Genomic DNA, 22,195 nt, shown 5'->3' with positions numbered 1-22,195 from the left:
AGCTAGCAAAGAGCGGACCTTTTTTCCACCCAGCTGACACCGCAACTTCTAGCGCACGAGCGGGCGAAGTGCCGTACGGATTTCAGTAATAAAAGCAATTTTCAATGAACGTCCTCGCGACACATGCCGCAATGCAGCGACGATCCAGCTGCAACAGCGAGTGAATGCGGCGTCAGCGACAGTCGCAGCTGCACAAGCCTGAGCTGTCCTGTGAATAGCGCCTTGGCCAAGTTAATAATGCGCACCGATCAATAACGTTCATTTTAACATAATCACTATTCTGCGAATTTATACTTAGTGTTGTAATATTATACTTTCGTATGTATGCTGGAGTCCTCGTAAGGAGGTTCCGCAACATGTACGATCTATTCAGGGAGCTCCTTCCCTCTGTCGCAGTCGCTTTGACCGTGACGGGTCTTTCGCTGCCGGCACCCGCCCGCGCGCAGACATACCCGGTCGATTGCGCGATCCTCTTGTGTCTGTCTGGCGGCTGGCCTGCATCCGTCCCGTGCGCCCGAGCTCGCGCCGAATTCATCAGGCGGATTACGCCCTGGCCGGTGGAACCGCCGCTGCAAATCTGGCGCTGTCCCATGGGTGCCTCCTTTGAGAGCGATTGGCCATCAAACAACGCTGGGCACATCATTGAAGTTTTGTACCGGCCCGACAACCGTCGGCCGCTCCAATCCTCACCAGTCTACGATCTCGTTCCAGCCGACTGGACCCTCCAGCTCGTTCAAGATCGCGCGGACATCGATATCAGCGGCCCTGAATTCAACTTCGTACGATCCATCCGCGTCTTTGATGTGCGCTATGCGCGGCAGCATGAATCCGGTCGTGACGGTGACTGCAATCGCAGCGCGACCATGGTCCTCGGCACTTACGGGATCCAAGGCGATTTCTCTTGGCAACGATCTTCCATAACTGCCCTGCCCGATGCTCATGTAGGACTTGAACGTTGGGGCCAGAATTGCCCGGGTATCTACCACCGATCTGTCTTCGTCGATTGGCGCGACTATGAGGGCAACTACGGCTTCGAACAGGTGAATTACTAGCGCTGACAAAGGCGGCGGTGCTATGGAACTGCAAAAACTTGAACCTACTAAGTCACTCAGATACCTGCCGTTCGCTGCAGTCAGCGGCAAGGTCGGGAGAGCGCGGACGAAGCGGGCGTTGGCTGCGACTACACCAATGGCCGAAGTACGGTTTCAGCCAAATGCCGGGGCCGTCACTTACGATCATTTTCTCTCAAATACCGCCAAGGTGATAAAATCTACGACTTTCTCGCTAAGGTCTTCACGTTTAACAATTTCTGAATCGATCCTTTCTATACCTCTTTTATATTGTCCCTCGGTCAACACAGATAGGGTCGTATCACTCTTACGTCGGTCACCGCTAAATCTACTCCTAAATTCGACGAGGCTTTGCGCCGTAACTTGAGGCACGTCTTCAACGTGAGCCAAAGCAAAATGTGAAGCCCATTCGTTTGCCAGACTCTCAATAGTTGGAAAGGTTTGAAGCTGCTGAGACGCTTCCGGAAAGAACTGAAACAGATGGATGCCTGCGGAGCGCTCCGGAAATGCCGATCTCACCAACACTCTTCCTCGCGCGTTCAGAACACGGGACAATTCATGCCCAGCATCCGAGAGACTTGGAATGTGATGAATAACCGTCGATAGCCAAGCGATTTTAAACGAGTGGTCACGTGCTGGAATTCGGCTTGCATCACCATTTACAAACTGAACACGAGCATTCGGTCGTGTCGCTTCTGCTACTTTGCGCATGGCGGCGTTAGGCTCCACCGCCATGACATTTGCCTGAAACCATTCAGCCAATGATCCCGAAAATACGCCAGTGCCGGAACCTATGTCGGCGATTTGACCACCTCCGCCCGGATCAAAAGGTATGACCGCTGTTCTCCAACTATCGAGTGCTTCGGTGCCAAGAACTCTGCTTTGGTCATAGATTTGGCTTGCTAGGCTGTAGTCGAGTTTCGCCACAGTTGAACCTCTAGTTGAGAGTGTCAGGGGCCTTAGGTTCTCATGATCGTGCTTTGATTGCGCACACAATTGTTCATAGTCGGAACTTTTGCCGTGGAACACGCATGAAGATGCGTCATGGTTCGAGCAATTTATTCGCCTGTTTTGGCAGGCATTCGTTCAATGTGCAGCATAATGTACTTTGGGCGCAGTCCCGACCTTCGCCGCTGGTTGTACGAGCGACGGCTCAGCGCGGACAAAGCGCCAGTTCGCTGCGGTTACTCGAACGGCCGCTTTGGCGTGGATCTTAATTTAAACAGCAAAGCGCCCGATGGATTGCACCGGGCACTTCTTTCTCAAGTCACAAGATTACTTGGTAGCGAGGATGTCGAAATTGTGGATGTTTGCCACCACACCGTCGTCCCATCCGCCCGAGACCAGTTCGGAAGCTTTTTCATTCAGGAGTCCGGCGACTTGTCCGGCAAAGTGCGCTTCGCGGCCAGAGTTGTCGGCAAAGATGTCAAAGATGGCGAAATTGTTCTCGTCAATTTGCAATGCCGCCCAGAACAAGGTCTTGGGTTCGGTATCTGCGACAATAGGGCCGGCGGCGGTCAGCAGAGCTGCCAGTTCGGGGCCTTTGCCTGGCGCGGCCTCAAGCTTGATGTAGGTTGCGGTCGTTGCTGTATAGAGATCAACCGGCGCCTTTACCGACAAGACATCGGAGTTGTTGATATTCGCGACAACACCGTCGTCCCATCCTCCGTCGACCAGCGTGTCGGCGTTTTGCTTCAAAGCCGCAGCAACTGCTCCCGAGAAGTGAGCGTCGCGTGCTTCTCCATCTTCGAAGATGTCAAAGATTGCGAGCGTATCGTCGGCTTGCAGAGCAAACCAAAGGACCGTGCCCGGCTCTGTTTCTCCCACGATAGGTGCGGCACCAGCCAGAAATTCCGCGAAGGCTCCGGTCTGGCCTTCGGCGGCGGGCATGGCGATGTAGCTGGCAGTATGATTTTCCATTGGATTGTCCTGTGCAGTTGCGGAAGTTGTGAGCAATGCCAGTGCGGCGCATGTCTGAACGATCTGAGTTTTCATGGTCGTCTCCTGATTTGAAGTGCATCCAGTTCGGTCTCGATGCCCACTTGTCCCATGCCGGGTGCATCGGACTCCAATTCCAAAATCCTATTCTTCGATAGACAGGAGCTATCGAAATTGCTTTGATGATCAGAACTGAGATGTGGCGGAGGGTGCGGCGATGGAAATGAACCAGATCAGGTATTTTCTCGCTGTCTGCGAGCACCGAAACTTCACCCATGCTGCCGGTGCCTCAAATGTCGCCCAACCGTCCTTGACGACGGCGATCAAGAGGCTTGAAGACGAGCTTGGAGGTGACCTGTTTGTCAGGGACCGTGCTGGATGCAGGCTTACGGCCCTCGGAAAACTCATGCAACCAAGATTACAGAGGGTTCATGATGAGACGCGGCAGGCGAAGGCCGAGGCGGTCCGTCATATACGCCTCGAGCGGGTTCCAATCTCTGTCGGTATCGGTGAAACGATCGGACACAACAGGATTTCGGCAGCTGTGGAGCGTATGCGCACGCGATTGCCGCAAGCTGAAATCGAACTGATCGTCGAGTCATCTTCCGCGCTTCTTGCCGGGTTGCGCGATGGTAAATTTGACGTTGTTGTCACAGCGGAGAAGGTCAGCGAAGACCTCTATCGTATAGACCATCTCTATGAAGACGACTACAAGGTCGTGGTGGCAAAGTCGCATCCTTTATCTGAACTAAATGCAATTTCTCTTTCGACACTTGCTAAAACTGACATGCTTGACCGACTAAACTGTGAAATGCGGGATGCTTTGCATGGGATATGCACGGATCAGGGTCACGAACTCTACGCGGCCTATCGGTCAAATCGCGTGGATTGGTTAGTTGAGCTTGCTCGACAAGGGTCAGGTGCGGTGATCCTGCCAGCCACCGCTATTCCTTCGGACATGGGCCTGGTGTCGAAACCCATCGATGGCCTTGAAATAACAAGAACTGTTTTTGCCCTTCGATATCGGCACCAAACGACGAGACCAGAGATAAATGATCTGATCCGTGAGATGGCGCGCACGCCGACGTAGTGAGGTCGGTAACCGACATTTGCCCATCGCGCAGCATTAGTGACTCCGGGCTCTTTCGAGACCTTCGCCGCGATCTCAACCAAGGTCAGCTATGCAAGTATTGCCAGCTCAAGAACCTGCACCGCCGACCTATGAAACACATGATCGCTGCCCTCAACCGCCGTCGGCTATTCCGATCCGCATGAGCGCATCGAAGTCGATTTCCTGCCTTTGTTTCGCAGTCAGATCCGGCCGGATTCCCGACACCGGCTGGGGCCCGTGGACGTCCCACATCACCGCATGCGCGCCTGTCGTCCAGCGATACACCCAACCGACAATGCTGTACCCATCCGTCCCGATCAGATGAGCGATCGCGATGCCTTCGCCTTTTTCGTCGTCCATTGTCCAATGACTTCCTACTATTTGGCGATGCGCCTACCGCTAGGTAGGTTTGAGCGTCTGCAATCATCGCACGCCACACTTCATTGAAATTATTCGCTTTAATTCTCTGAAAGAGTTCACTTCATTTTTAGACGTCCGAAATGGATCGTCGCGTAACTACGCATAAGTCAAATTCTGTGGTCGGGCTCCGTGGCAGCTTCAACGATCGCCAAAACCTCGAAAGGATCAAAGCCGACGGCGCGGGCAAGGACGACCAGTTCGACGACATCGACCCGGCGCTGGCCACTTTCGATGCGGGCCACCAGAGACTGATGACAGTTGAGCCGATCGGCCAATTCGTCTTGCCCCAGTCCCGCGTTGGATCGAGCGTCGACCAACGCCTGGCACAAGGCCTTTTGCCCTTTGCTTCTGATTGTTTTCGCCACGCGTCACATACCTTTTGTGACGTCGCTAGCGGATGAAATCTGTTATCTAAAAAGTGGATATCTGAGTGTGTTATCGGCGTCTGGTTTCCATGGGCTACAAGTCTGATGCTCCCGAGGTTGCCCATCAATCCCCTACTAATTGCATGAACCGGCCATACTCCTTGCTGACTTCCCGCGCTTCCTCGAACGCGCGGGCGCGTTCGCTGTCGAGGCAACGGAAGTAGCTCTGAATATCTTGGATGTAATCTTCGAAATCGCCACGGATGATGTCCGCATACTCCCGCGCCGCCTGCGAATCGCTTGGCAAGAAAGGACGGGATGGCGCGAAGCAGGATTCCGCCAAAACCGGCCCGGGGATGCAGATCAGAAGGGCCATAGCTTGCAATGGGAGCAGGCATGTCAACCTAGGGTTTCTCAAACCTGTTATCTCCTTGATCGCGGACACTGGCCGTGACTAGTGTTTGCGTGACTTAACTACAGCCAAAGCACGATATTACATCTTGCGGTTGAAAATATACTATCGTAACGCTGGGCTTCAAGTGGGAATGCCCGGGTGTTGCGCGTTTGAAGAAAGCGTGAGCCGGGCCATGAACTGGGACATCGAAGCACCAAATGTGGTTACGGAAGCACGTTTCCGCGAACTCGTGGAAAGCGGCTATAGCGCTGAAATCTTGTGCCAGGAGTCGGCACACAAGAAGGGCCCCAGCTACTATGGGATCTGGATCATGCGCGTCGTCTCTGACGAAGGCGTGGAGAAACTGCTGGTCACGGCCCGTACCCGCACGACCTATAACGACATCAAAATCCGCGAGTTCAAAACCATCACGGGCGTGGTGTCCTTCCTTATTGGGATCGGTTTCTCCCATGCCGATGTGCCGCTCGAGGAAGGCCAACGAACAACGCACAAGCTGGCTGCAACCGACAAGGACGGCAGCAAGTAGCCTTCTCCTTATCTGGTTCCTGACGGGTCCCGCCTCTGCTCAGATGGTGCTGGTCATGGAGAGCGATGGCTCTCTGACCCCGTCGCGCTCCCAGAATAGCTTTGCCCGCAATTACAATGACGGCATCGGTCAGGGGTCGGCTGCTGATGAGCTGGCGATATTCGGTGAAGATGAATCAGCTATTGAACCTGACGGGTTGCGTTTTGCGGCCCTGTCGCGGCCTGCGCCCCTGCCCCGCGCCGATGTTCTCTCGGCCATCGAGACCACTGCGCTACGCTACGCCGGGCATCCCGGGCTGCGCCGTGCGGATCTCTCGGTTCGTGATTGGCTGACCCTCTACCGTGCTAATATCGAGATCGAGAGCGCCTATCGTCTGGATGCCGTCTCGAGTGCAGGTGCCATCGGTCTCGGGCAGTTGATGCCAGAGACGGCGCGCGACCTCGGTGTCGACCCGCGTGACCCGCTTCAGAACCTCGATGGATCCGCCCGCTACCTCGCGATGATGCTGGAGACGTTTGGCGATCCGCGTCTGGCGCTGGCTGCCTACAACGCCGGACCGGATGCGGTCCGCCAGTACGGCGGCATTCCCCCCTACAGAGAAACCCAGACCCACGTGGCCCGCGTCATGGCCGTCGTGGCCCGATTGGAAGGATCAAATTCATGAAACACATATCTAACCTGTTTATTGCGTCGCTCGCGCTCTTCCTGCTCGTCGCAGAGCCTGCGCTTGCGCAAAGCATCGACCTCTCCCCGATCCAGAGCTTGTTGCAGGGCATTGTCGATGCGCTGACCGGCCCGCTTGGCGTTGTCATCGCGACGCTCGCCGTTCTGGGCGTTTTCCTGAGCTGGTTCTTCAACATCATAGACCTCCGCCAGGCACTGTGGGTGCTTGTCGGCATCGCCGGTGTTGCCGCCGCCCCCACGATCGTTGCCGCGGTCTTTGCCGGTGGCTGAGCGCGCGCCTCTCTTCCTCGGCCTCGTGCGCCCGCCCAAGCTTCTGGGCCTGCCGATCATGTACGCGATGGTCTGGCTCTTCGGCTCAGTGCTTCTCTTCGTCTGGGTCCAGCACATCGCGGTGCTGGGTGTGGCGGCCCTGCTCTACCCGGTCCTCTGGAAGGCTGCGGATTGGGATCCGCGCTTCATAGATGTGATGATGACGGCCCTGCAGGAGACACCGCCGACGCGCAACCGCTCCATCCACGGCGGGGACAGCTATGCCCCGTGATGAAGCCCGTGATGCGGCGCTCGACCTCCGCACGATGACGCCGGACTGGTATGCCCGCGAAACCCGCCTCGCGCATATGCTGCCTTACGTCAACCTGGTCGATGACCGCACCGTGCGCACGCGCGTGAACGAGCTTTTCCAGTGTATCCGGCTCGAAGGGATCAACAGCTATACGACCGACGATGCCTATCTCGACAAGGTGACGGCGCTCTTCGCCCGGATCATCGCGCAGCTGGGGCCGGAGTTCAGTTACTACGTCCACAAGGTCTCCAAGGCGATCACGCCGGACCTCGAACCCGTGCGTGAGGACAGTTTCGCTGGAGAAGTTGACCGTCTCTGGCGCGCGAAACTCGAAACCAGCGGCCTGCGCGACAAGACCCTGACCCTTACGGTGATCCATCGCCCGCCTCCGAAAAGCGTCCTGCCGTTCCTGAACCGCAGCGCGCCGGATCGCCTCAAGGAAGCAACCGAGAAGCGCCTGCGCCGTCTGGGCGAGGCCGTGAGTGTGTTCCTGTCAGGCCTGACGGAGCTGAATCCGCGCGTGCTAACCGCCAAAAGCGGCGAGTTGATCGGGTTTCTGGGGGCGCTCAACACGGGAACGGAACTGCCGCTCTATCCGGCAAACACCTACGGCTTCCTGTCCTTCAACATCGCCAATACCCGGGTGACGTTTCACGGAGATCACTTCGAGCTCTCCGAAGGAGTCGTGGGCCACCGCTACGGCAAGAGTTTCACCATCGGCGAGTATTCCGAAGCCACCTCCTGCACCATGTTCGACATGCTTAACCTGCCCGTCGACATGATCGTCACGCATTCCTTCACGCCGATCAATTCGAACCTCATGGCGGGCCGGATCAAGCGGCAGAAGCGCCAGATGCAGGCCTCCCAGGACGCGGCCCTGTCGCTGATGGAAGCGCTCGACATCGCCGCCGATGATCTGGAGGCCAAGCGCCAGAGCTTTGGCGAGCACCACATGGTGGTGACGATTTTCTGCGATACGCTGGACGAATTGCAGACGCTGAGCGCCGAGATCGTGAATGCCGCCGCCGCCGAAGGCGTGAAGATGATCGGCGAGCGGGTTGCCGCCAAGGCGCACTACCTGAGCCAACATCCCGGAAATCAGCCCAAGCGCGTGCGCGCCAGTGCCATCACCAATCGCAACTTCGCGGATTTCGCGGCGTTTCATCGGACCCAGCTTGGCAAGCCTCCTGAGAAAACCCCTTGGGGCCGCGTCATAACCTATCTGCCGACCCCCGAACAGAGCGCCCACCGGTTTTCCTATCACGAGCAAGGCTCGCCCGACAAAGAACCGACCAGTGGGCATACGCTCATCATGGGGCGGCCCGGCTCGGGCAAATCGGTGCTTTCCGCATTCCTCATGACGCAAGCCCGCAGGGCGGGGGCGCGGATCTTCGTCTTCGACTACCGCCTCGGTATGGAGATGGCGGTCCGCGCCAATGGCGGGCGCTACGCGTCTTTGAAAGCCGGCCAACCCACGGGCCTTAACCCGCTCTGGACCGAGACCGATGCGCGCGGCACCGCCTGGCTCTCGGACTGGCTCGCCTCCCTGCTCTATCGTACCGACAAGCCGCTGACGCCTGCGCAGACCAACCGCATCCAAGAAGTCGTGCGTCAGAACGCGCAGGCCTCCAATCCGGCCCTGCGGAACTGGCGGGATTTTGCATCGCTCTTTGTGTCCACCGATGATGGCGGCGATCTTCACCAGCGCCTGCTCGAATGGACGGAAGAAGGCCGCTACGGCTGGATATTCGGACAGACGTTGGAAGACACCTTCTCGCTCGAAGGCGATGTGGTGGGTTTCGATCTCACCGGCATTCTCGACAGCGAGGCCGAGAAAGAGCGCATGGTCGTTCTTTCCTATCTCTTCCGTAGGGTCGAGCGCGAGATCGAGGACCGCCGCCCGACCATCATCGTGATCGACGAGGCCTGGAAGGCGCTCGACAACGCCTATTTCGCCGAGCGGCTGTCGAACTGGCTGGTGACTGCGCGCAAACAAAACACCGTCGCGGTGATGATGACGCAATACGCCAGCCAATTGGAACGAACGCGCACGGGCAAGACCATCGTCGAGGCGGTGCCAACGCAAATCCTCCTTCCGAACATCCGCGCCCATGCCGCCGATTACGCGATGCTGAACCTCTATGAGAAGGAACTCGATGTGCTTCTCAACACCGGCAGCAACAGCCGCTTGGCGCTGATCCGCGACGATCAGGGCTCGATCGTCGTCGATGCCGATCTGAGCGCGCTTGGACCCAATCTCACCATCCTTGGCGGCATGGAAAAAGGCGAAGCGCTCGTCGGTACCGATTACCGCGACCGCCCGGACTTTTGGAGGCTTTCATGATCCGTATTCTGTTTCTTCTCACCGCGCTCGGCGCTTTGGCCTCCTGCACCCAGTACCAGGAACCGCAGGCGAACTGCTTCACATTCCTCGCGTCCACGGCACCTGTCGCGCCTGATTGCACCTTTACGCCTCTAGATGCGCCGGAGCGCGAAATTGAAGTATAGCCTGCCTCATATCCTAGCCCTTTGCCTGCTGCCCGGTCTTGGCGCCGCCCAAGGCGTGCCGACCAATGACAGCGGGCTGACCGCACGCGATATCGTCGAGACCGGCGACCGCGAGGCTGATCTCGCAGTCCAGGCCGACAAGCTCGCCGTACGCGAACTCATCGCCGAGATCGAACGCGAGCAATTGGCCACCCTGCAGCGCATCCTCGATGCCCAGACAAGTTTTGGCGGTCATGGCTTGCCAGCCATGGTCTCGGGGCTGGAAAGCGGCAGCGGCGATCCGGACCGCTCCGTAGCGGCCGTCTATGGCACGGGTGAGATCGATCCCAATCCCGGCGGTGCGCAGATGTTTGGGGATGCGGCGGTAAACATCGAGCAGCTCATCATCCGCGTCTCCCAGGAGACCAGCGGCTTTACCGGCGTTGGCCGCGCGGGCCTCTCCCCCGTTCAATGGCGCGCCCTTTTGCAGGCGCTGATCTGGCAGGAAAGCCGGTTCACCATCGGTGCCCGCTCGCCGGTCGGGGCCTTCGGCCTCACCCAGATTATGCCGGGCACCGCCAGCGATCTCGGCATCAACCCGGAATATTATGACAGCCCCTATCTGCAGGTGCATGGCGGCGCGCGGTACCTGGCGGCCCAGCTCAAGACCTTCGACGGCAATATCATCAACGCGCTCGCGGCCTATAACGCGGGGCCGGGCCGGGTATTTGAGTATGGCGGCGTTCCTCCCTTCGCCGAAACCCAGCACTACGTCCAGGTCATCCCCGAACGCTACAATCTCTACCTGAGCCGCATCGGCGGGATCGAAGCGCTTGGCACGATCGATCCGGCGCTTCTCGCCAATGCGAACCTCTCGATCACCGGGCACGGTGCGGCGTTCTATGGCAACAACTCGCCCGCCGCGATCCGGCAGGCCGCCCTGCGCATCGCGGATATCGTGGAACGGATTTCCACGACGGAAGACGTGCAGGAAAGCGTCGCGCTCAACACCTATGCCCGCGCCGAACTCGTGCGCCTCGTCGCCGCGCGTATTCGACTTCAGGCTGCGCGCACTCACGTCCTCTCCGCCGAGGAACTGGCTCAGGTCAGCGCCCGCATGGCCGAAGGCGCGTTCATGGAATTCACAATCAGGGAAATTGACTGATGAGAGATTTACTCGTGAGGACGGTATTGGCCACGACGCTTGGGATCGGTCTGCATCTCGGCACCCTGTCCCCTGCCGCAGCGCAAGGCGTGCCGGTCGTCGATACCCAGAACATCACACAAAACATTCAGCAGCTCCGGCAGATGATCGAAGACGAGATCCTGCAAAACGAGCAGCTGACGCAGCTCCGCGAACAGCTTGCGACACTCACGGATCAACTTGCGGAGCTGCAACGGACCTATGAAGCCCTCACCCGCCTTGCCGAACTTCCCGAGATCATCCGCACCGAGATGGAGGACGAGCTGAACGGCCTGCTCGATCAGGAGTTCGAAGACATCCTCGCCACCATTGAAGCCATCAAGACCGGAGACTTCTCGGGCCTCTCTGGCTCCGGCGCGGGCGAAATCGAAACCCAGATGGACCGGGTGCTGGCCGATCTCGGCTTTGACGACGATACGCTTTCGGAAATGGCCACGAGCGGCAATCCGGGCGCGAACCGAGTGGCAACCCAAGCCACGACCGGTGCCCTCGTCTCAGCGGCGGCCCAGAATAGCTATGAGGATGCGGGCCAGTCGCTCGAACGCGTCGACCGGCTCGTGGGGCTGATCGATGACATGGACGAACTCAAGGAAAGCATCGATCTCAACACGCGCGTGACGGCGGAACTGGCGATCGCGCTTGTCGCTATGTGGCAGCTTGAAGCGGTGCAAACCGTGGGTGACGGCACCGGCGGCGTGATCGACGCGGCCACCATCGCCGAAGAGCAGCGCTTCATGGATTTCACCTTGCCGGACCTGCGGGTTGAGTGAGTGCGGGGTGTGGCGCGTGGCGAGTGAACAAGAGATCATCGAGGAAGAACTGGTCTATGGCGCGCTGCGCCGGGAACGGCTCTGGCAGCGCCTTGGCCTGACGGGTCTCGTCTTCGGCATCATCGGTTGCCTGAGTGCTGCAGCCGTCGCGATCCTCGATGTCGATCCGCCGCCAGTAGTCGTGCCCTATGATCCCGCCACAGGCTTTGCGCTCCCCGAGGCCTCGGTGGGCGCGACGTCTGTAACAGCCAACCAGGCGATCATCGAAGCGGAAGTCTTCCGCTACGTGACCGACCGCGAGGTCTACAACCAGCTCGACAACGATCTGCGTATCCGCAGCGTACTGCGCCGCTCGGACGGTGCTGCCGAGAGCGGATTGCGCCAGATCTGGAACAGCGCCAACGAGAACTACCCACCCACGGTCTATGGCCCGAACGCCCGGCTTGATGTGGAAATCCTCAGCATCAATCGCATCGGCAACAACCGCGCCACCGTGCGCCTGCGCAAGCGCCTGACGTCAATCAATGGCGTTCAGACAGGCCTCTTCACCGCCACTCTTCTCTTCGAGTTCCGCCCCGAGACCCGACGCTCCATCGACGAGGTCTGGACGAACCCCTTCGGCTTCACGGTCTTCGAATATTCCATCCGCTCCGACAGATTGGAGAACTAGTTTGCTTAAGAAGGCCCTCGTAACAATTGTGCTTTTGCTGCTGCCCGGCCTCGCCTTCGCCGAAGCCATCCCGCGCGGCGGCCTCAACGACAATCGCGTGCGCTTGGCCACCTATCAAGAGGGCCAAGTCTACCGGCTCAATGTCTCGCTCACCCATGTGACCACGATCGAGTTCGGCGAGGGCGAAAGCATCCGCTCGATCATCGCAGGCGACACGGAGGGGTTTGAGATCGACGGCGTTCCGGGCGGCCAGGCCTTCGCGATCAAGCCCGTCGCGCGCGGAGTCCATACCAATGTGACGGTCTATACCAACCGCCGCAGCTACTACTTCAACGTCCAGGAAACCCGCAGCCCGACCTTCTACGTAGTGCAGTTCCGCTATCCGGACGACAATGCACGGCCCACACGTGCCATCGCGGCCCAGGCCCCGAATTACAATTACGGGGCCAGCGCGCGCACCGAGTTTACCCCGACCCGCGTCTGGGATGACGGGACCTTCACGTCTTTCGCATTCCCGCGGAACGCGCCGGTGCCCGCGATCTTTCGCTACACGAATGGTCGCGAGCGGACGGTCAACACGCAGGCCACCGAGGACGGCGTGATCCGGGTCTCCGGGGTGAGCAGGCAATGGGTCTTACGGATCGGGGACGAGGTGGTCTGCATCGAGGCCACACCGGCTGCGGGGGTGGGATCATGAGCGACACCGGAAACGCGGACCTCGAGAAACGCCTCGCCGCCCTCGAGCAAGGCAAAGGCGCAAGTTCGCCCCCTGCCCCACGGCGCTCGCCGCTGCTCGCTTTGGTCGTCGTCCTCGTGATCGGTGCCGGCGGTGCATTGCTCTATCTCCTATCCCAACCGAAGGAAGAGGAGGCCCTGCCCACGGCCACTCCGGACGTGTTCCAGAACGAGGGCGACGGCTTTGGCGCCATCGAAACCCTTCCCCAACCGGAGCCCGAAGTCGTTTTGGTCGCACCTGAACCGACAGAACCGAATGCCGAGCTTCTGGCCCAGCTCGCCGCCCTCCAGGCCCAGATCGAGGAGTTGCGCAACGCGCCTGAACCCGTCGTCGAAGAAGACACGGCTGCCGCCGAAGCCATCGATGCGCTGACCGCCCAAATCGCGGCCTTGCAGGCCGCGTCAGAAGCCGCGCAGCAGCAGTTTCACGATGAGCTCACCGCACGTGATCGGGAATTGGAGCAACTCCGCATGGATCTGGAACTGGCCCAACTCGAGGCCAACCGGCCCCTTCCGGCACCAATCGGCCCCACCGAGGACGAATTGCGCGCGCGGGAAGAAGAGCGGCTGCGCCGCGAGGAAGAGGCACGGCGGCTGGCGGAACTTGAACGCCGCGCGGCTGAGGAACGCGCGTTTCAGGAACGCCGCATCACTTCGCCCACCATAGCCTTTGGTAGCACCTCCGGTGCGAATGAGACGGCGCTGACCGAGCGGACTTTTGGGGAAGTGACGGATTTCGTGCTGAACGGCGCGCTGCCAACGTCGGTGACGCAAGCTGAGGTCATCGCCAACTCGTCGAACACCATCATCCAGGGCACGATGATCCAGGCCGTCATGGAAACCGCCCTCGACAGCTCCCTCCCTGGCCAAACCCGTGCCGTTGTTTCCGAAGATGTGTTCAGTTTCGATGGCTCCCGCCTTCTGATCCCGCGCGGCTCCCGTCTCATCGGACGCTATCGCTCTGGCGTCGATATCGCGGAGCGCCGGGTCACCATCGCCTGGGATCGGATGATCCTGCCTGACAATCAAACCATCCAGATCAGCTCCTTTGGGGGCGATGAACTTGGCCGCTCCGGCGTGACCGGCTTCGTCGACACCCGGTTTGATGAGCGCTTCGGCTCTGCGGCGTTGATTTCGCTGATCTCCGCCGCGCCAAGTGCGGCCGCTGCAAATGTACAGGACGAGACCACTGCGGACGTGCTCGAAGACGTGGGCGATGATCTCGCCGATGCCACGGACAGCGTGATTGGCGATTATCTCTCCATCGGTCCGGTCATTTATGTCGATCAGGGCGCGCGCGTCACGGTGATGGTCGACCGCGATCTGGAGATATTCTGAGCCCATGTCGCTGAGCTATCTCAAGACCTCGCTTGATCGGATCGACGCCGCCTCACGCGACGATGTCATCGAGATCTGCATCAATCCCGATGGCAGCTGCTGGGGAGAATTCCAGGGCGATCACTTCATGCGGAAGCTGGACCAGGTATTGACCGCAACGGAAGTCAAAGACCTCGGCAACCAGATCGCCTCTTCCGCCAATACCACCATGAGCAAGGACCGCCCGATCGTCTCGGTCTCCATCGCTTACAAGGAGCGACCGATCCGGGCGCAGGTCATCACACCGCCTGCCGTGCTCTCGGCCATGTCGATCAGCCTGCGGTTCTTTTCTAGCCTGCCGCTCGACGGGATCGCACTTGATTTCCTCTATGGCAAGGAACGCAAGCTCGAGGAACTCCGCCTCGAGAAAACACGCGAACTGCGCGAGGTCGTAGCCGCAGGCGTGATCGATGATGCGCTGGCCTTTTGCGTCGAGAACAAGCTCAACATGATCGTCTCTGGCGGCACCTCCACCGGCAAGACCGTCGCCGCGCGCAAGATCCTCTCTCACGTGCCATCCGAGGAACGCATCGTCACCATCGAGGAAGCCGCCGAGCTTCTGCCGACCCAGCCCAATGCCGTGACCCTCATCGCTAATCGCGACGCGGAATTCCAGACCGCCGATGTGTTGCTCACCGCGACACTTCGCATGCGCCCCGACCGGATCATCCTCGGCGAGGTGCGCGGCAAGGAGGCCATGACCTTCCTCGAAGCGATCAACACCGGCCATGGCGGGTCGATGACCACGCTGCACGCCGAAACCCCGCAACTTGCCGTGCAGCGTCTGGCTATCGCCGCGCTCAAGACCGAGATCCCGATGACCTATGCTGACATGATCCTGTACATCGAGAGCTCCATCGACGTGATCATCCAGGCCGGTCGCCACGACGGCAAGCGCGGCATCACCGAATTCTACCTCCCCGGCATGGGCCAGATCGGAGCTTCCCAATGAAGACCTTTGAATATGACATCCTGTTTTTCCAGGTGAAGAAGCAAAAAGACTACGACGCGATGAGAAGCGCCTTGAATGAGCGCGGCGCGGAGGGGTGGGAAGTCATTACAGCTGAAGTCGGTGACCACGGCTATACCACGTTCTTGAAGCGAGAATCTCTGGCGACGAAGGTGGCTTCAGAATGATTCGGGTCGTTGTGACGGCAGGCCTGATCGTCGTTTTCGGCGCAACCGCTGGCATCGCTGAACGGAGCCTGATCCCAACGCTCGATAACCAGCCAGATGTCTGTCCCGATCAGTCTCCAGAGCCACAGTGGATGCAAGAACTCGAAGTACGCGAGTCCCACAAACGGCTTCTGACTCAACAAATCTATCGCGCGCAGAGCATGCAACGCATCGTTGAAGCCCAAAGCTGTGAATGTCCCACTCGGTATCCGCCTTGGGAGGCAGCTGAAGGCGTCTACTTCGAGAATTTCGCCACATCTGAATACTGGGAAATCGTGGAAGCAACGTCAGAATACCGACGGCAGGCAAATGAGCTTCGGCGCGAAGCCATGCCAATCTGCGAAGCCGTCGGAAACTGGTAGAGCTCCATGAGTGTCGTCACCTACTTCGTGGAAACGGCTGAAGGCTATCTCAATACCGCTGCTGAGACGCAGTTTGGCGCGGTCGCCGCAACAGTCGGAACGATGCTCGTACTCGGCACCACGCTCGTTGTCATTCTCGTTTTCATCAACACGATCTACCAGTATCGCGCCATGGACGGGCGCACGGCCTTCTGGCTCGCTGTGAAAATCGGACTGATAGGCGCATTTGCAACCAACTGGGTACAGTTCAACATCCTTGCTGCGGCGATCCTGAATGGGATCGACAGCATTGCCGGATCGCTTGTGGCCTCTGTCGGTGGCGGATCACCGGGCCCATCGGGCACCTTCGCCGAGGAGTTCGACGACCTGATTGCAGCGCTCGGAGACTATCTGAATGCCGCGGGATCTGAACTGAACTGGATGGTCGGTGCCCTGTTGGACACCCTTGGGGTCTTGCTGCTCTCGATCCTCGGTGGCTTGGCGGCGTTCATCGTCGTTGCGTCCAGGCTCATGATCGCTCTGCTGATCGGCATTGCACCTATCATGATCTTCCTGACCCTCTTTGAAGTGACCAAGGATTATTTCGCGCGCTGGCTTTCGGCGCTGATTTCCTTTGCGATGTACCCCATCGTTGTTGCCGGTGTGTTCGCAACGATCACGGGTGTCTCGCGTGCGCTTCTTGCTGAACTGGGCGACCCGGAAGGCGCCTCCAACATCGGCGCGCTCATTCCGTTCTTCATGATGGTGCTGATGGCAAAGGGATTCATCATAGCTACGCCATTCCTGGTTCGAGCGATTTCTGGAAACATCATGATGCCAGCACTCTCAGCTGGATTCGGCGGCAGCTATGCTTTTGCCCGAGGTCTTGCAGGCAGCCAACAAGTCTACAACCGGTACGCCATCGGAGGTGCGACTGGCGCGGAATACGCAGCTCTGCGCGCGCGACAATTCTTTGGTGTTCAAGCGTTGCCAACACGACCCAATACTGCGGGCGGACCAACCGCTGCTCCTCCCGGCGACGGGACCGGTACGGGCGCTCGGATGCTGGCGCAGCTTTCGAGGCTGAGTCGGCTCGGTCGGCGGTAAGGTGGCGGCGACAAAAACCTGCCAAAACTGCAAAGGTTTTGCCGGGGGTTTCTGTCCAAGCTAAGCGATTGATCCTGGGCGACGTAAGGACGGCTGCCAAAAACAACCATTTTTGTCCCGATTATTCCAGAATCGCTCGTTCATCCAACATTCTGCAGCGAAAGCTGTCGAAGGACTTAAATTTAAAAATGCTGCGGCAGTCACCAACGGCTTCTTTCTGTAATACGTGCGCAGACAGCTTTGGTGAATCGGTTGGACTTTCGGCAGATCGCACCCTATTATTGTCACCTAATCGCGAGCCAGATTTCTATTTTCTATGCCGCAAGCGTGTAAACTGATAAAGTAGAGGAATGGAAACGTCCCTCAGAGAAGTGCTGTCGCGAGAACACCCGACAGAGTTGCGAAAAGTTGAACATGTACTTGATCGAGCTGAGAACCGAACTGAAGCGGTGGAAGTGTGTCTTTCTGCTCTGAAATGGACACGTCACACGAACGGTAGATTGGGTATTCTAGGATCAGTTGCCTGGGCGGACTGCGCGTCGCGATCACACAGGTTGGCCGACGATTTGCGAACTATCGGTGCAGCTCAATGTGCAGAAGCTTTTGCTTCCATCCGCAAAGCTATCCCGATGTCGGACAATGACATACGAGGTGGATTGCTTGATTGGATTGATACTCAACCGGATCTCGCAAAAAAGGCTCTGAAGTGGAAAGATGTTGACCTAGACGTCTCAGTGCAGCTTTGGGAGTATATGAATGCTAATATTGATCTGCTGCCGGATGTGCCCATTTCAGCACCGTCAAACCGAGTCGGCAGAATTCGCAAATGGTTTTGGGAAACTGAACCGCGCCGGGTCTGCCGGAGGTAGATTTTCGTTAGTTACGCGGCGACGGCATCGACTTCCAGAGCTGCGTAGTATTCTTCTTCGCCTTTGGCGGGCGGGATATTCCCGATTGGCTCGAGCAGGCGTCAGGTATTGAATCAGTCGACCCATTCGAGTGTCGCAAATCCGACGGCCTCGAAACTATGGGGCGTTTGCGGGAGAGTGTGAAATCCTACGGTAAGCCGACAGCGGTCGTTCGGACAGCACGCGACGAAGGACCTCTTCGAGTCGAATGCGCGTGATGCTGCGCAGCGCATGAATGTCTGCTATCATCATGCCAAACAGATAAAAAAGGGAGCAGGCGATGAAAATCTACGTGACGAGCGTCTTTGTGGATGACCAGGACAAGGCAGAGCAATTCTACGTCGATGTTCTTGGGTTCAAGGTGCAGAACGATATTCCGCTCGGGGAGCATCGTTGGCTGACGGTCGTATCAACCGAGCAACCTGACGGGCCTGAACTCTTGTTAGAACCCAGTTCCCACGCGGCAATTCCAACTTACAAGAGGGCGCTTGTCGCTGACGGAATCCCTGCGCATTCGTTTGAGGTGGAAGATCTCGATATTGAGTATAAAAGGCTTCGCGATCTTGATGTGATATTTGTACAGACACCTGTCGACGCAGGATCAGTCCGCATAGCGGTGATCGACGACACCTGTGGAAATTTGATCCAGCTCATCGAGATAAAGGATGAGCTGCACAACTGATTACACTATCCGGGCATGCATTAATTTCGAGCAAGTCTATCCCGTATCACACTGCGGATACTGACGGACTTTATGTTACGGCTCGCCTAAATCCCTCAGCTACCAGAGGCCCACTTATATGTTGTCTAGGCCCCCCGTTTACGGCCATCCCCCAAATTGCATTTCTTGGTCCGAAATTTATTCATTCTTTCGTTTCACTATGCTCCAATTTTGAGGCAACGTTTTCACCAACTGTATCGGCCTTTATTGCGCCACGTTTGCCTTCAGAGCGATCGCGGCCAACGGTGGTATCCTCTCGGGTTTGGTGCTCCATCTCAGCATTAAGCTCTGCTCCAAGTAGGATGATGAAAGAGGATACCCATAGCCATGTCAGTAAGATGATGGCGCCCCCTAGTGCACCATACGTCTCGTTATATCCTCCGAAGTTCCTCACATAAATTGAAAATATTATCGAGGAAATGATCCAGAGTACTGTTGCGAGACATGCACCAGGATAGACCCACCGCCATTTTGGATTCCGTCTTGATGGTCCATAGCGGTAGACGACAGCCAATCCGGAAACAGTAAAAATAGCAAGTATTGGCCAACGTCCAAACGTGACAAGTGCCACTGTGAAACTCGATAAGCCCAAATGATCGAGAACTCCTGGAACAACGATCGTAAAAACAATTGCTGTAACCGCTCCAACTACGAGTAGTGCAGTAAGACAAAAAGCCACTATAGATAGCCAAAAAATATTGCGGGCTTCTGTTTCAGCGTAGGCGATGTTCATACCCTCGATGAGGGTCTTCAAGCCTCGTGACGCACCGTACAATGCGAGTAAGAGACCGAATATAGCAGCAATGCCTACCCCGAAATCTTCTTGCGAGGCGACCTGCTGAGCTTGGTCACGGATAATACCTGCAGCTTCCGGAGGTAGAATATTTGAAATTTCATCCAAATATCCATAAACGTCATTTGGCTCCAGGATAATGCCGGCGATCGAGATTAAGGCAGTCAGCGCGGGGAAAATGGCTAACAAACCAAAGAAAGCCACGCCAGCTGACACAACCACTACGTGATCGTCGCCAATCTTGCGATAGAGCCGAAGTGCTATATCTCGCCATCCTAATGGTGGTATTTCACGCGGTCGCCGCGCACGTCGACCCAACCGATAGTCAGAATTGGTCATGCCAGCCCTTCCGGTTATATGCATGCACATGTATGATTAGGAATAAAATTCTTTCCACACCACGAATCATGGTCGAAAGAAAATATGATTCCCAATTTTGGCCAGCCGCTCCAAACCGGTTGTCCAATTCGGTGACACATAAAGAGCGTGATAGAAGAGCGCGCCCTTCGCAAAATGCCGCTCCGGTTCACGCATTAAAAATGCTGCGAGCCGGAGCGCGATGTCATGTGATGTCTTGTCGTCTATTGCCTCAGGCAGACCATCACAAGCGTAGCTAAACTGACAGCCGTGATCGAAATCGACACCCTGATAGATCACATCACATACCGTTTCTGGGAAGCCTGAATTTTCCACACGATTGAGTATAACTTCCCCAACGGCAATTTGCCCTCGCACGGGTTCTCCCCGCGCTTCAAAGTAGAGTGCCTCTGCGAGGCAATCCACATCGGGGTCGGGGTCCTCAAGCGGGCGTAGTGTCTTAGCCCACTTCCGAGTAAAGCGCTCACTAATTTCTTGATAGGTTTGGCCTACGGTTTCTTCCGAGATCGATGCGTTTTCTGCATCTAATGGCGTCGACACCACACACAGCAGGAAAATTGTAAGCATGGCTGTTGGCCATTTTCGTACTCTAATTTGCAAGTTCACGTTCCGTTTCATCGTCATCGCTATTTTTGTGTGTAGGATGCTTCAGCTAGAGGGCACACCACGTCCATCAATCATACCAAGGTCTGCGCAAAGCCTGAGCACTTGCCAGTATCCTTGTCGAATGATCGCATCCGCCTCTGTATCTGGAATGTTATTGAGATCCCTCATGGGCAAAGCAAGACTCCGGTCTACGGGCTTGGTAATGCCAAGGTCCGCCTTAAGAGCCGCAAAGTTCTGAGCATCGTCAAGCTCTTCCCAGGCGACCAGGTAAAGTTGTCCTCTTAGACGGTTGAGTGAAGGAATGAGCAGCAAGCGCTGATATACTTGGCGAGCCAAAACAGCCTGACAGGCCACCATAGCAGTAGGTCCGACCAGTGAGCCGCCGACCTTGAAACCAAAGCAGCGGCGTCTGTCTTTACTGCGTAATTCTTCAATATAGGGCTTGTCTTCCGGCGGAGCTTCGCTCTCCGGAACGTCTTTACATGATCGATCTTGCATAGAGATTGCACTAGCAAGGGCTATATGTATTTGTGAAACGAATAACTTAAATGCTTGAGATGATAATCGCTTATATCAACAGGCTGCTGAAAAAGGCCGGGCTCGACGCGGTTTCGAGAACATGATTCACCTTTGGCGCGGCGGCGGGGGTGGCGATGCGCGGGACAGACGAGGCGATCGGGTCGCTGTTCAGCTATGTTGATCTTGAGGAGCGGGTCCCGGCGGGTCATCCACTTCGCAAGATCCGGCAGATCGTCAATGACGCGCTGGCGAGCCTCGATGCCGAGTTTGACGGACTCTACACCGACTTCGGCCGCCCCTCCATCGCGCCGGAGCGCCTGATCCGCGCGAGCCTTCTCCAGATCCTGTTCTGGATCCGCTCGGAGCGACAGCTGATGGAGCAGATGGACTACAACCTGCTGTTCCGGTGGTTCATCGGTCTCGGCATCGACGACCCGGTCTGGGTCCCCACGGTGTTCACCAAGAACCGCGACCGGCTGCTGACCACCGACATGTCGCGCAAGATCATGGCCGCGATCCTGGGGCACCCTTCGGTCAAGCCGCTGCTGTCGGACGAGCACTTCTCGGTCGACGGCACCCTGATCAAGGCGTGGGCCTCGATGAAGAGCTTCCAGCCGAAGGACAGCCCGCCGCCGCCACAAGACGGCAGTCCCGGCGGGCCGCCGTCACCACCCGCCGACGAAACCTCCACGGACACCGACCAGCCCCAGCAGACCGAGACCCAGCCGATGACCGATACGCCCCGCCAGAGCCGCAACGCCGAGGTGAACTTCCGGGGAGAGAAGCGCTCGAACGCCACCCATGCTTCGGTCACGGACCCGGATGCGCGCCTTTACAAGAAGGCGCCGGGCGCCGCGGCGATGCTCTGCTTCATGGGGCATACGCTGATGGAGAACCGCAACGGCCTCGTGGTGCAGGCCGACCTGACCTACGCCGATGGCCGTGGCGAGCGGAAGGCGGCGCTCGAGATGATCAATCGCCACTCTCCGGGTTCGGCCCGGCGCCTGACGCTCGGGGCGGACAAGGGTTACGACAGCGCCGACTTCGTCGCCGAGCTCAGGCGCATGGTCGTGACGCCGCATGTCGCACAGAAGGCCCGGCATTCAGCCATCGACGGGCGGACCACGCAGCATCCCGGTTACGCTCTATCACAGCGGTGCCGGAAGAAGATCGAAGAACCCTTCGGCTGGGCCAAGACGGTGGGTGGCATGGCCCAGACCGTTCACCGCGGCCTCGACAGGGTCCGCGCGCAGTTCACGATGACCATGGCGGCCTGCAATCTGGCCAGATTACCGAAGCTCCTGGCCTAACG

28 protein-coding genes and 1 pseudogene are annotated in these 22,195 nt (G+C 57.8%); 20 read left to right on the top strand and 9 right to left on the bottom strand.

The genetic code is table 11. The features are described from left to right. Positions 1-356 precede the first annotated feature (356 nt). Complete coding sequence (locus tag FIU91_RS18915) at positions 357-1,052, top strand: hypothetical protein (protein WP_172975070.1); 696 nt, start codon at positions 357-359, stop codon at positions 1,050-1,052. A 183-nt stretch (positions 1,053-1,235) separates the two neighbouring features. Here the strand turns inward: FIU91_RS18915 and FIU91_RS18910 are convergent, their stop codons facing one another. Beyond that, positions 1,236-1,997 (bottom strand): class I SAM-dependent methyltransferase, encoded by a 762-nt coding sequence (locus FIU91_RS18910; RefSeq protein WP_172975069.1) that lies wholly within the window; start codon positions 1,995-1,997, stop codon positions 1,236-1,238. 348 nt (positions 1,998-2,345) lie between these two features. Beyond that, positions 2,346-3,065: a putative quinol monooxygenase gene (locus FIU91_RS18905; protein ID WP_152456190.1), complete on the bottom strand. Its 720-nt coding sequence runs from the start codon at positions 3,063-3,065 to the stop codon at positions 2,346-2,348. Between the two features lie 160 nt (positions 3,066-3,225). Here FIU91_RS18905 and FIU91_RS18900 point away from each other — a divergent pair, with 160 nt between their 5' ends. Then, positions 3,226-4,098, top strand: a complete 873-nt coding sequence (locus tag FIU91_RS18900; RefSeq protein WP_152456188.1) for a LysR family transcriptional regulator — start codon at positions 3,226-3,228, stop codon at positions 4,096-4,098. A 153-nt stretch (positions 4,099-4,251) separates the two neighbouring features. Here the strand turns inward: FIU91_RS18900 and FIU91_RS18895 are convergent, their stop codons facing one another. The 3 genes from FIU91_RS18895 to FIU91_RS18885 form a co-directional block, all read right to left on the bottom strand. Beyond that, on the bottom strand, positions 4,252-4,479 hold the full coding sequence (locus FIU91_RS18895; RefSeq protein WP_152456186.1) for a hypothetical protein: 228 nt from the start codon (positions 4,477-4,479) through the stop codon (positions 4,252-4,254). A 167-nt stretch (positions 4,480-4,646) separates the two neighbouring features. Continuing rightward, on the bottom strand, positions 4,647-4,904 hold the full coding sequence (locus FIU91_RS18890) for a helix-turn-helix transcriptional regulator (RefSeq protein WP_152456184.1): 258 nt from the start codon (positions 4,902-4,904) through the stop codon (positions 4,647-4,649). Positions 4,905-5,028: 124 nt separating this feature from the next. Then, the gene (locus FIU91_RS18885) at positions 5,029-5,280 is read right to left on the bottom strand and encodes a hypothetical protein (protein ID WP_152456182.1); all 252 of its coding nucleotides are present in this window, start codon (positions 5,278-5,280) and stop codon (positions 5,029-5,031) included. A 211-nt stretch (positions 5,281-5,491) separates the two neighbouring features. Between FIU91_RS18885 and FIU91_RS18880 the strand changes: the two genes are divergently transcribed. From FIU91_RS18880 to FIU91_RS18810, 16 genes are all read left to right on the top strand, one after another. After that, positions 5,492-5,845, top strand: coding sequence for a hypothetical protein (locus FIU91_RS18880; RefSeq protein ID WP_152456180.1), 354 nt, complete (start codon positions 5,492-5,494; stop codon positions 5,843-5,845). A 43-nt stretch (positions 5,846-5,888) separates the two neighbouring features. Beyond that, positions 5,889-6,509: a lytic transglycosylase domain-containing protein gene (locus FIU91_RS18875; RefSeq protein WP_152456178.1), complete on the top strand. Its 621-nt coding sequence runs from the start codon at positions 5,889-5,891 to the stop codon at positions 6,507-6,509. Continuing rightward, on the top strand, positions 6,506-6,799 hold the full coding sequence (locus FIU91_RS18870) for a TrbC/VirB2 family protein (RefSeq protein WP_035252599.1): 294 nt from the start codon (positions 6,506-6,508) through the stop codon (positions 6,797-6,799). Before FIU91_RS18875 ends, FIU91_RS18870 begins: the two co-directional genes overlap by 4 nt. Beyond that, a complete protein-coding gene (locus FIU91_RS18865; protein WP_012187324.1) occupies positions 6,792-7,070 on the top strand; it encodes a type IV secretion system protein VirB3 in 279 nt (92 codons plus the stop codon). Before FIU91_RS18870 ends, FIU91_RS18865 begins: the two co-directional genes overlap by 8 nt. Next, entirely contained in the window at positions 7,060-9,435 is a 2,376-nt protein-coding gene (locus FIU91_RS18860; protein ID WP_152456176.1) for a type IV secretion system DNA-binding domain-containing protein, read from the top strand. The genes FIU91_RS18865 and FIU91_RS18860 overlap by 11 nt, the downstream gene beginning before the upstream one ends. Beyond that, positions 9,432-9,599: a hypothetical protein gene (locus FIU91_RS19530; protein WP_172975068.1), complete on the top strand. Its 168-nt coding sequence runs from the start codon at positions 9,432-9,434 to the stop codon at positions 9,597-9,599. Before FIU91_RS18860 ends, FIU91_RS19530 begins: the two co-directional genes overlap by 4 nt. Positions 9,600-9,654: 55 nt before the next feature. Continuing rightward, a complete protein-coding gene (locus FIU91_RS18855) occupies positions 9,655-10,743 on the top strand; it encodes a lytic transglycosylase domain-containing protein (RefSeq protein WP_152463811.1) in 1,089 nt (362 codons plus the stop codon). Next, a complete protein-coding gene (locus FIU91_RS18850; RefSeq protein WP_152456174.1) occupies positions 10,743-11,552 on the top strand; it encodes a type IV secretion system protein in 810 nt (269 codons plus the stop codon). Before FIU91_RS18855 ends, FIU91_RS18850 begins: the two co-directional genes overlap by 1 nt. A gap of 16 nt (positions 11,553-11,568) precedes the next feature. Then, on the top strand, positions 11,569-12,222 hold the full coding sequence (locus FIU91_RS18845; RefSeq protein WP_152456172.1) for a virB8 family protein: 654 nt from the start codon (positions 11,569-11,571) through the stop codon (positions 12,220-12,222). 1 nt (position 12,223) lies between these two features. Continuing rightward, entirely contained in the window at positions 12,224-12,919 is a 696-nt protein-coding gene (locus tag FIU91_RS18840; protein ID WP_152456170.1) for a TrbG/VirB9 family P-type conjugative transfer protein, read from the top strand. Further along, positions 12,916-14,295 carry a TrbI/VirB10 family protein gene (locus FIU91_RS18835; protein WP_152463808.1) on the top strand — a complete coding sequence of 460 codons (1,380 nt, stop codon included), beginning with the start codon at positions 12,916-12,918 and terminating at the stop codon, positions 14,293-14,295. The genes FIU91_RS18840 and FIU91_RS18835 overlap by 4 nt, the downstream gene beginning before the upstream one ends. Before the next feature lie 4 nt (positions 14,296-14,299). Beyond that, entirely contained in the window at positions 14,300-15,286 is a 987-nt protein-coding gene (locus FIU91_RS18830; protein ID WP_152456166.1) for an ATPase, T2SS/T4P/T4SS family, read from the top strand. Then, on the top strand, positions 15,283-15,471 hold the full coding sequence (locus FIU91_RS18825) for a hypothetical protein (protein ID WP_152456164.1): 189 nt from the start codon (positions 15,283-15,285) through the stop codon (positions 15,469-15,471). The genes FIU91_RS18830 and FIU91_RS18825 overlap by 4 nt, the downstream gene beginning before the upstream one ends. Then, on the top strand, positions 15,468-15,872 hold the full coding sequence (locus FIU91_RS18820) for a hypothetical protein (protein WP_152463807.1): 405 nt from the start codon (positions 15,468-15,470) through the stop codon (positions 15,870-15,872). The genes FIU91_RS18825 and FIU91_RS18820 overlap by 4 nt, the downstream gene beginning before the upstream one ends. A 6-nt stretch (positions 15,873-15,878) precedes the next feature. Continuing rightward, positions 15,879-16,958 (top strand): type IV secretion system protein, encoded by a 1,080-nt coding sequence (locus tag FIU91_RS18815; RefSeq protein ID WP_152456160.1) that lies wholly within the window; start codon positions 15,879-15,881, stop codon positions 16,956-16,958. Between the two features lie 554 nt (positions 16,959-17,512). Next, the gene (locus FIU91_RS18810; RefSeq protein ID WP_152463806.1) at positions 17,513-17,827 is read left to right on the top strand and encodes a hypothetical protein; all 315 of its coding nucleotides are present in this window, start codon (positions 17,513-17,515) and stop codon (positions 17,825-17,827) included. A gap of 11 nt (positions 17,828-17,838) precedes the next feature. Here FIU91_RS18810 and FIU91_RS18805 read toward each other — a convergent pair. Further along, positions 17,839-17,985: pseudogene (locus FIU91_RS18805) on the bottom strand (IS3 family transposase); the annotation flags it as partial. A gap of 161 nt (positions 17,986-18,146) precedes the next feature. On the opposite strand from FIU91_RS18805, the gene FIU91_RS18800 reads away from it, so the two are divergent. Next, a complete protein-coding gene (locus FIU91_RS18800) occupies positions 18,147-18,548 on the top strand; it encodes a VOC family protein (protein WP_152456158.1) in 402 nt (133 codons plus the stop codon). 181 nt (positions 18,549-18,729) lie between these two features. Here the strand turns inward: FIU91_RS18800 and FIU91_RS18795 are convergent, their stop codons facing one another. From FIU91_RS18795 to FIU91_RS18785, 3 genes are all read right to left on the bottom strand, one after another. Next, entirely contained in the window at positions 18,730-19,719 is a 990-nt protein-coding gene (locus FIU91_RS18795) for a YihY/virulence factor BrkB family protein (RefSeq protein ID WP_152456156.1), read from the bottom strand. Between the two features lie 66 nt (positions 19,720-19,785). Continuing rightward, entirely contained in the window at positions 19,786-20,325 is a 540-nt protein-coding gene (locus FIU91_RS18790) for a cell wall hydrolase (protein ID WP_172975067.1), read from the bottom strand. A gap of 81 nt (positions 20,326-20,406) precedes the next feature. Continuing rightward, positions 20,407-20,862, bottom strand: a complete 456-nt coding sequence (locus FIU91_RS18785; protein WP_152456152.1) for a hypothetical protein — start codon at positions 20,860-20,862, stop codon at positions 20,407-20,409. 155 nt (positions 20,863-21,017) lie between these two features. Between FIU91_RS18785 and FIU91_RS18780 the strand changes: the two genes are divergently transcribed. Continuing rightward, complete coding sequence (locus tag FIU91_RS18780; protein WP_152463805.1) at positions 21,018-22,193, top strand: IS5 family transposase; 1,176 nt, start codon at positions 21,018-21,020, stop codon at positions 22,191-22,193. Positions 22,194-22,195: the final 2 nt, after the last annotated feature.

The organism is Roseivivax sp. THAF30 (assembly GCF_009363575.1).
Classification (GTDB): Bacteria; Pseudomonadota; Alphaproteobacteria; order Rhodobacterales; family Rhodobacteraceae; genus Roseivivax; species Roseivivax halotolerans.
This window is presented reverse-complemented; position numbering and strand designations above follow the sequence as displayed.

What these genes read in the sequence shown, in the direction of transcription:
- FIU91_RS18905 (WP_152456190.1), bottom strand. Translation starts at nt 3,065, where the DNA reads ATGAAAACTCAGATCGTTCAGACATGCGCCGCACTGGCATTGCTCACA.
- FIU91_RS18815 (WP_152456160.1), top strand. Translation starts at nt 15,879, where the DNA reads ATGAGTGTCGTCACCTACTTCGTGGAAACGGCTGAAGGCTATCTCAAT.
- FIU91_RS18820 (WP_152463807.1), top strand. Translation starts at nt 15,468, where the DNA reads ATGATTCGGGTCGTTGTGACGGCAGGCCTGATCGTCGTTTTCGGCGCA.
- FIU91_RS18785 (WP_152456152.1), bottom strand. Translation starts at nt 20,862, where the DNA reads ATGCAAGATCGATCATGTAAAGACGTTCCGGAGAGCGAAGCTCCGCCG.
- FIU91_RS18790 (WP_172975067.1), bottom strand. Translation starts at nt 20,325, where the DNA reads ATGCTTACAATTTTCCTGCTGTGTGTGGTGTCGACGCCATTAGATGCA.
- FIU91_RS18780 (WP_152463805.1), top strand. Translation starts at nt 21,018, where the DNA reads ATGCGCGGGACAGACGAGGCGATCGGGTCGCTGTTCAGCTATGTTGAT.
- FIU91_RS18830 (WP_152456166.1), top strand. Translation starts at nt 14,300, where the DNA reads ATGTCGCTGAGCTATCTCAAGACCTCGCTTGATCGGATCGACGCCGCC.
- FIU91_RS18875 (WP_152456178.1), top strand. Translation starts at nt 5,889, where the DNA reads ATGGTGCTGGTCATGGAGAGCGATGGCTCTCTGACCCCGTCGCGCTCC.
- FIU91_RS18825 (WP_152456164.1), top strand. Translation starts at nt 15,283, where the DNA reads ATGAAGACCTTTGAATATGACATCCTGTTTTTCCAGGTGAAGAAGCAA.
- FIU91_RS18885 (WP_152456182.1), bottom strand. Translation starts at nt 5,280, where the DNA reads ATGGCCCTTCTGATCTGCATCCCCGGGCCGGTTTTGGCGGAATCCTGC.
- FIU91_RS18860 (WP_152456176.1), top strand. Translation starts at nt 7,060, where the DNA reads ATGCCCCGTGATGAAGCCCGTGATGCGGCGCTCGACCTCCGCACGATG.
- FIU91_RS18915 (WP_172975070.1), top strand. Translation starts at nt 357, where the DNA reads ATGTACGATCTATTCAGGGAGCTCCTTCCCTCTGTCGCAGTCGCTTTG.
- FIU91_RS19530 (WP_172975068.1), top strand. Translation starts at nt 9,432, where the DNA reads ATGATCCGTATTCTGTTTCTTCTCACCGCGCTCGGCGCTTTGGCCTCC.
- FIU91_RS18795 (WP_152456156.1), bottom strand. Translation starts at nt 19,719, where the DNA reads ATGACCAATTCTGACTATCGGTTGGGTCGACGTGCGCGGCGACCGCGT.
- FIU91_RS18850 (WP_152456174.1), top strand. Translation starts at nt 10,743, where the DNA reads ATGAGAGATTTACTCGTGAGGACGGTATTGGCCACGACGCTTGGGATC.
- FIU91_RS18870 (WP_035252599.1), top strand. Translation starts at nt 6,506, where the DNA reads ATGAAACACATATCTAACCTGTTTATTGCGTCGCTCGCGCTCTTCCTG.
- FIU91_RS18900 (WP_152456188.1), top strand. Translation starts at nt 3,226, where the DNA reads ATGGAAATGAACCAGATCAGGTATTTTCTCGCTGTCTGCGAGCACCGA.
- FIU91_RS18835 (WP_152463808.1), top strand. Translation starts at nt 12,916, where the DNA reads ATGAGCGACACCGGAAACGCGGACCTCGAGAAACGCCTCGCCGCCCTC.
- FIU91_RS18895 (WP_152456186.1), bottom strand. Translation starts at nt 4,479, where the DNA reads ATGGACGACGAAAAAGGCGAAGGCATCGCGATCGCTCATCTGATCGGG.
- FIU91_RS18880 (WP_152456180.1), top strand. Translation starts at nt 5,492, where the DNA reads ATGAACTGGGACATCGAAGCACCAAATGTGGTTACGGAAGCACGTTTC.
- FIU91_RS18800 (WP_152456158.1), top strand. Translation starts at nt 18,147, where the DNA reads ATGAAAATCTACGTGACGAGCGTCTTTGTGGATGACCAGGACAAGGCA.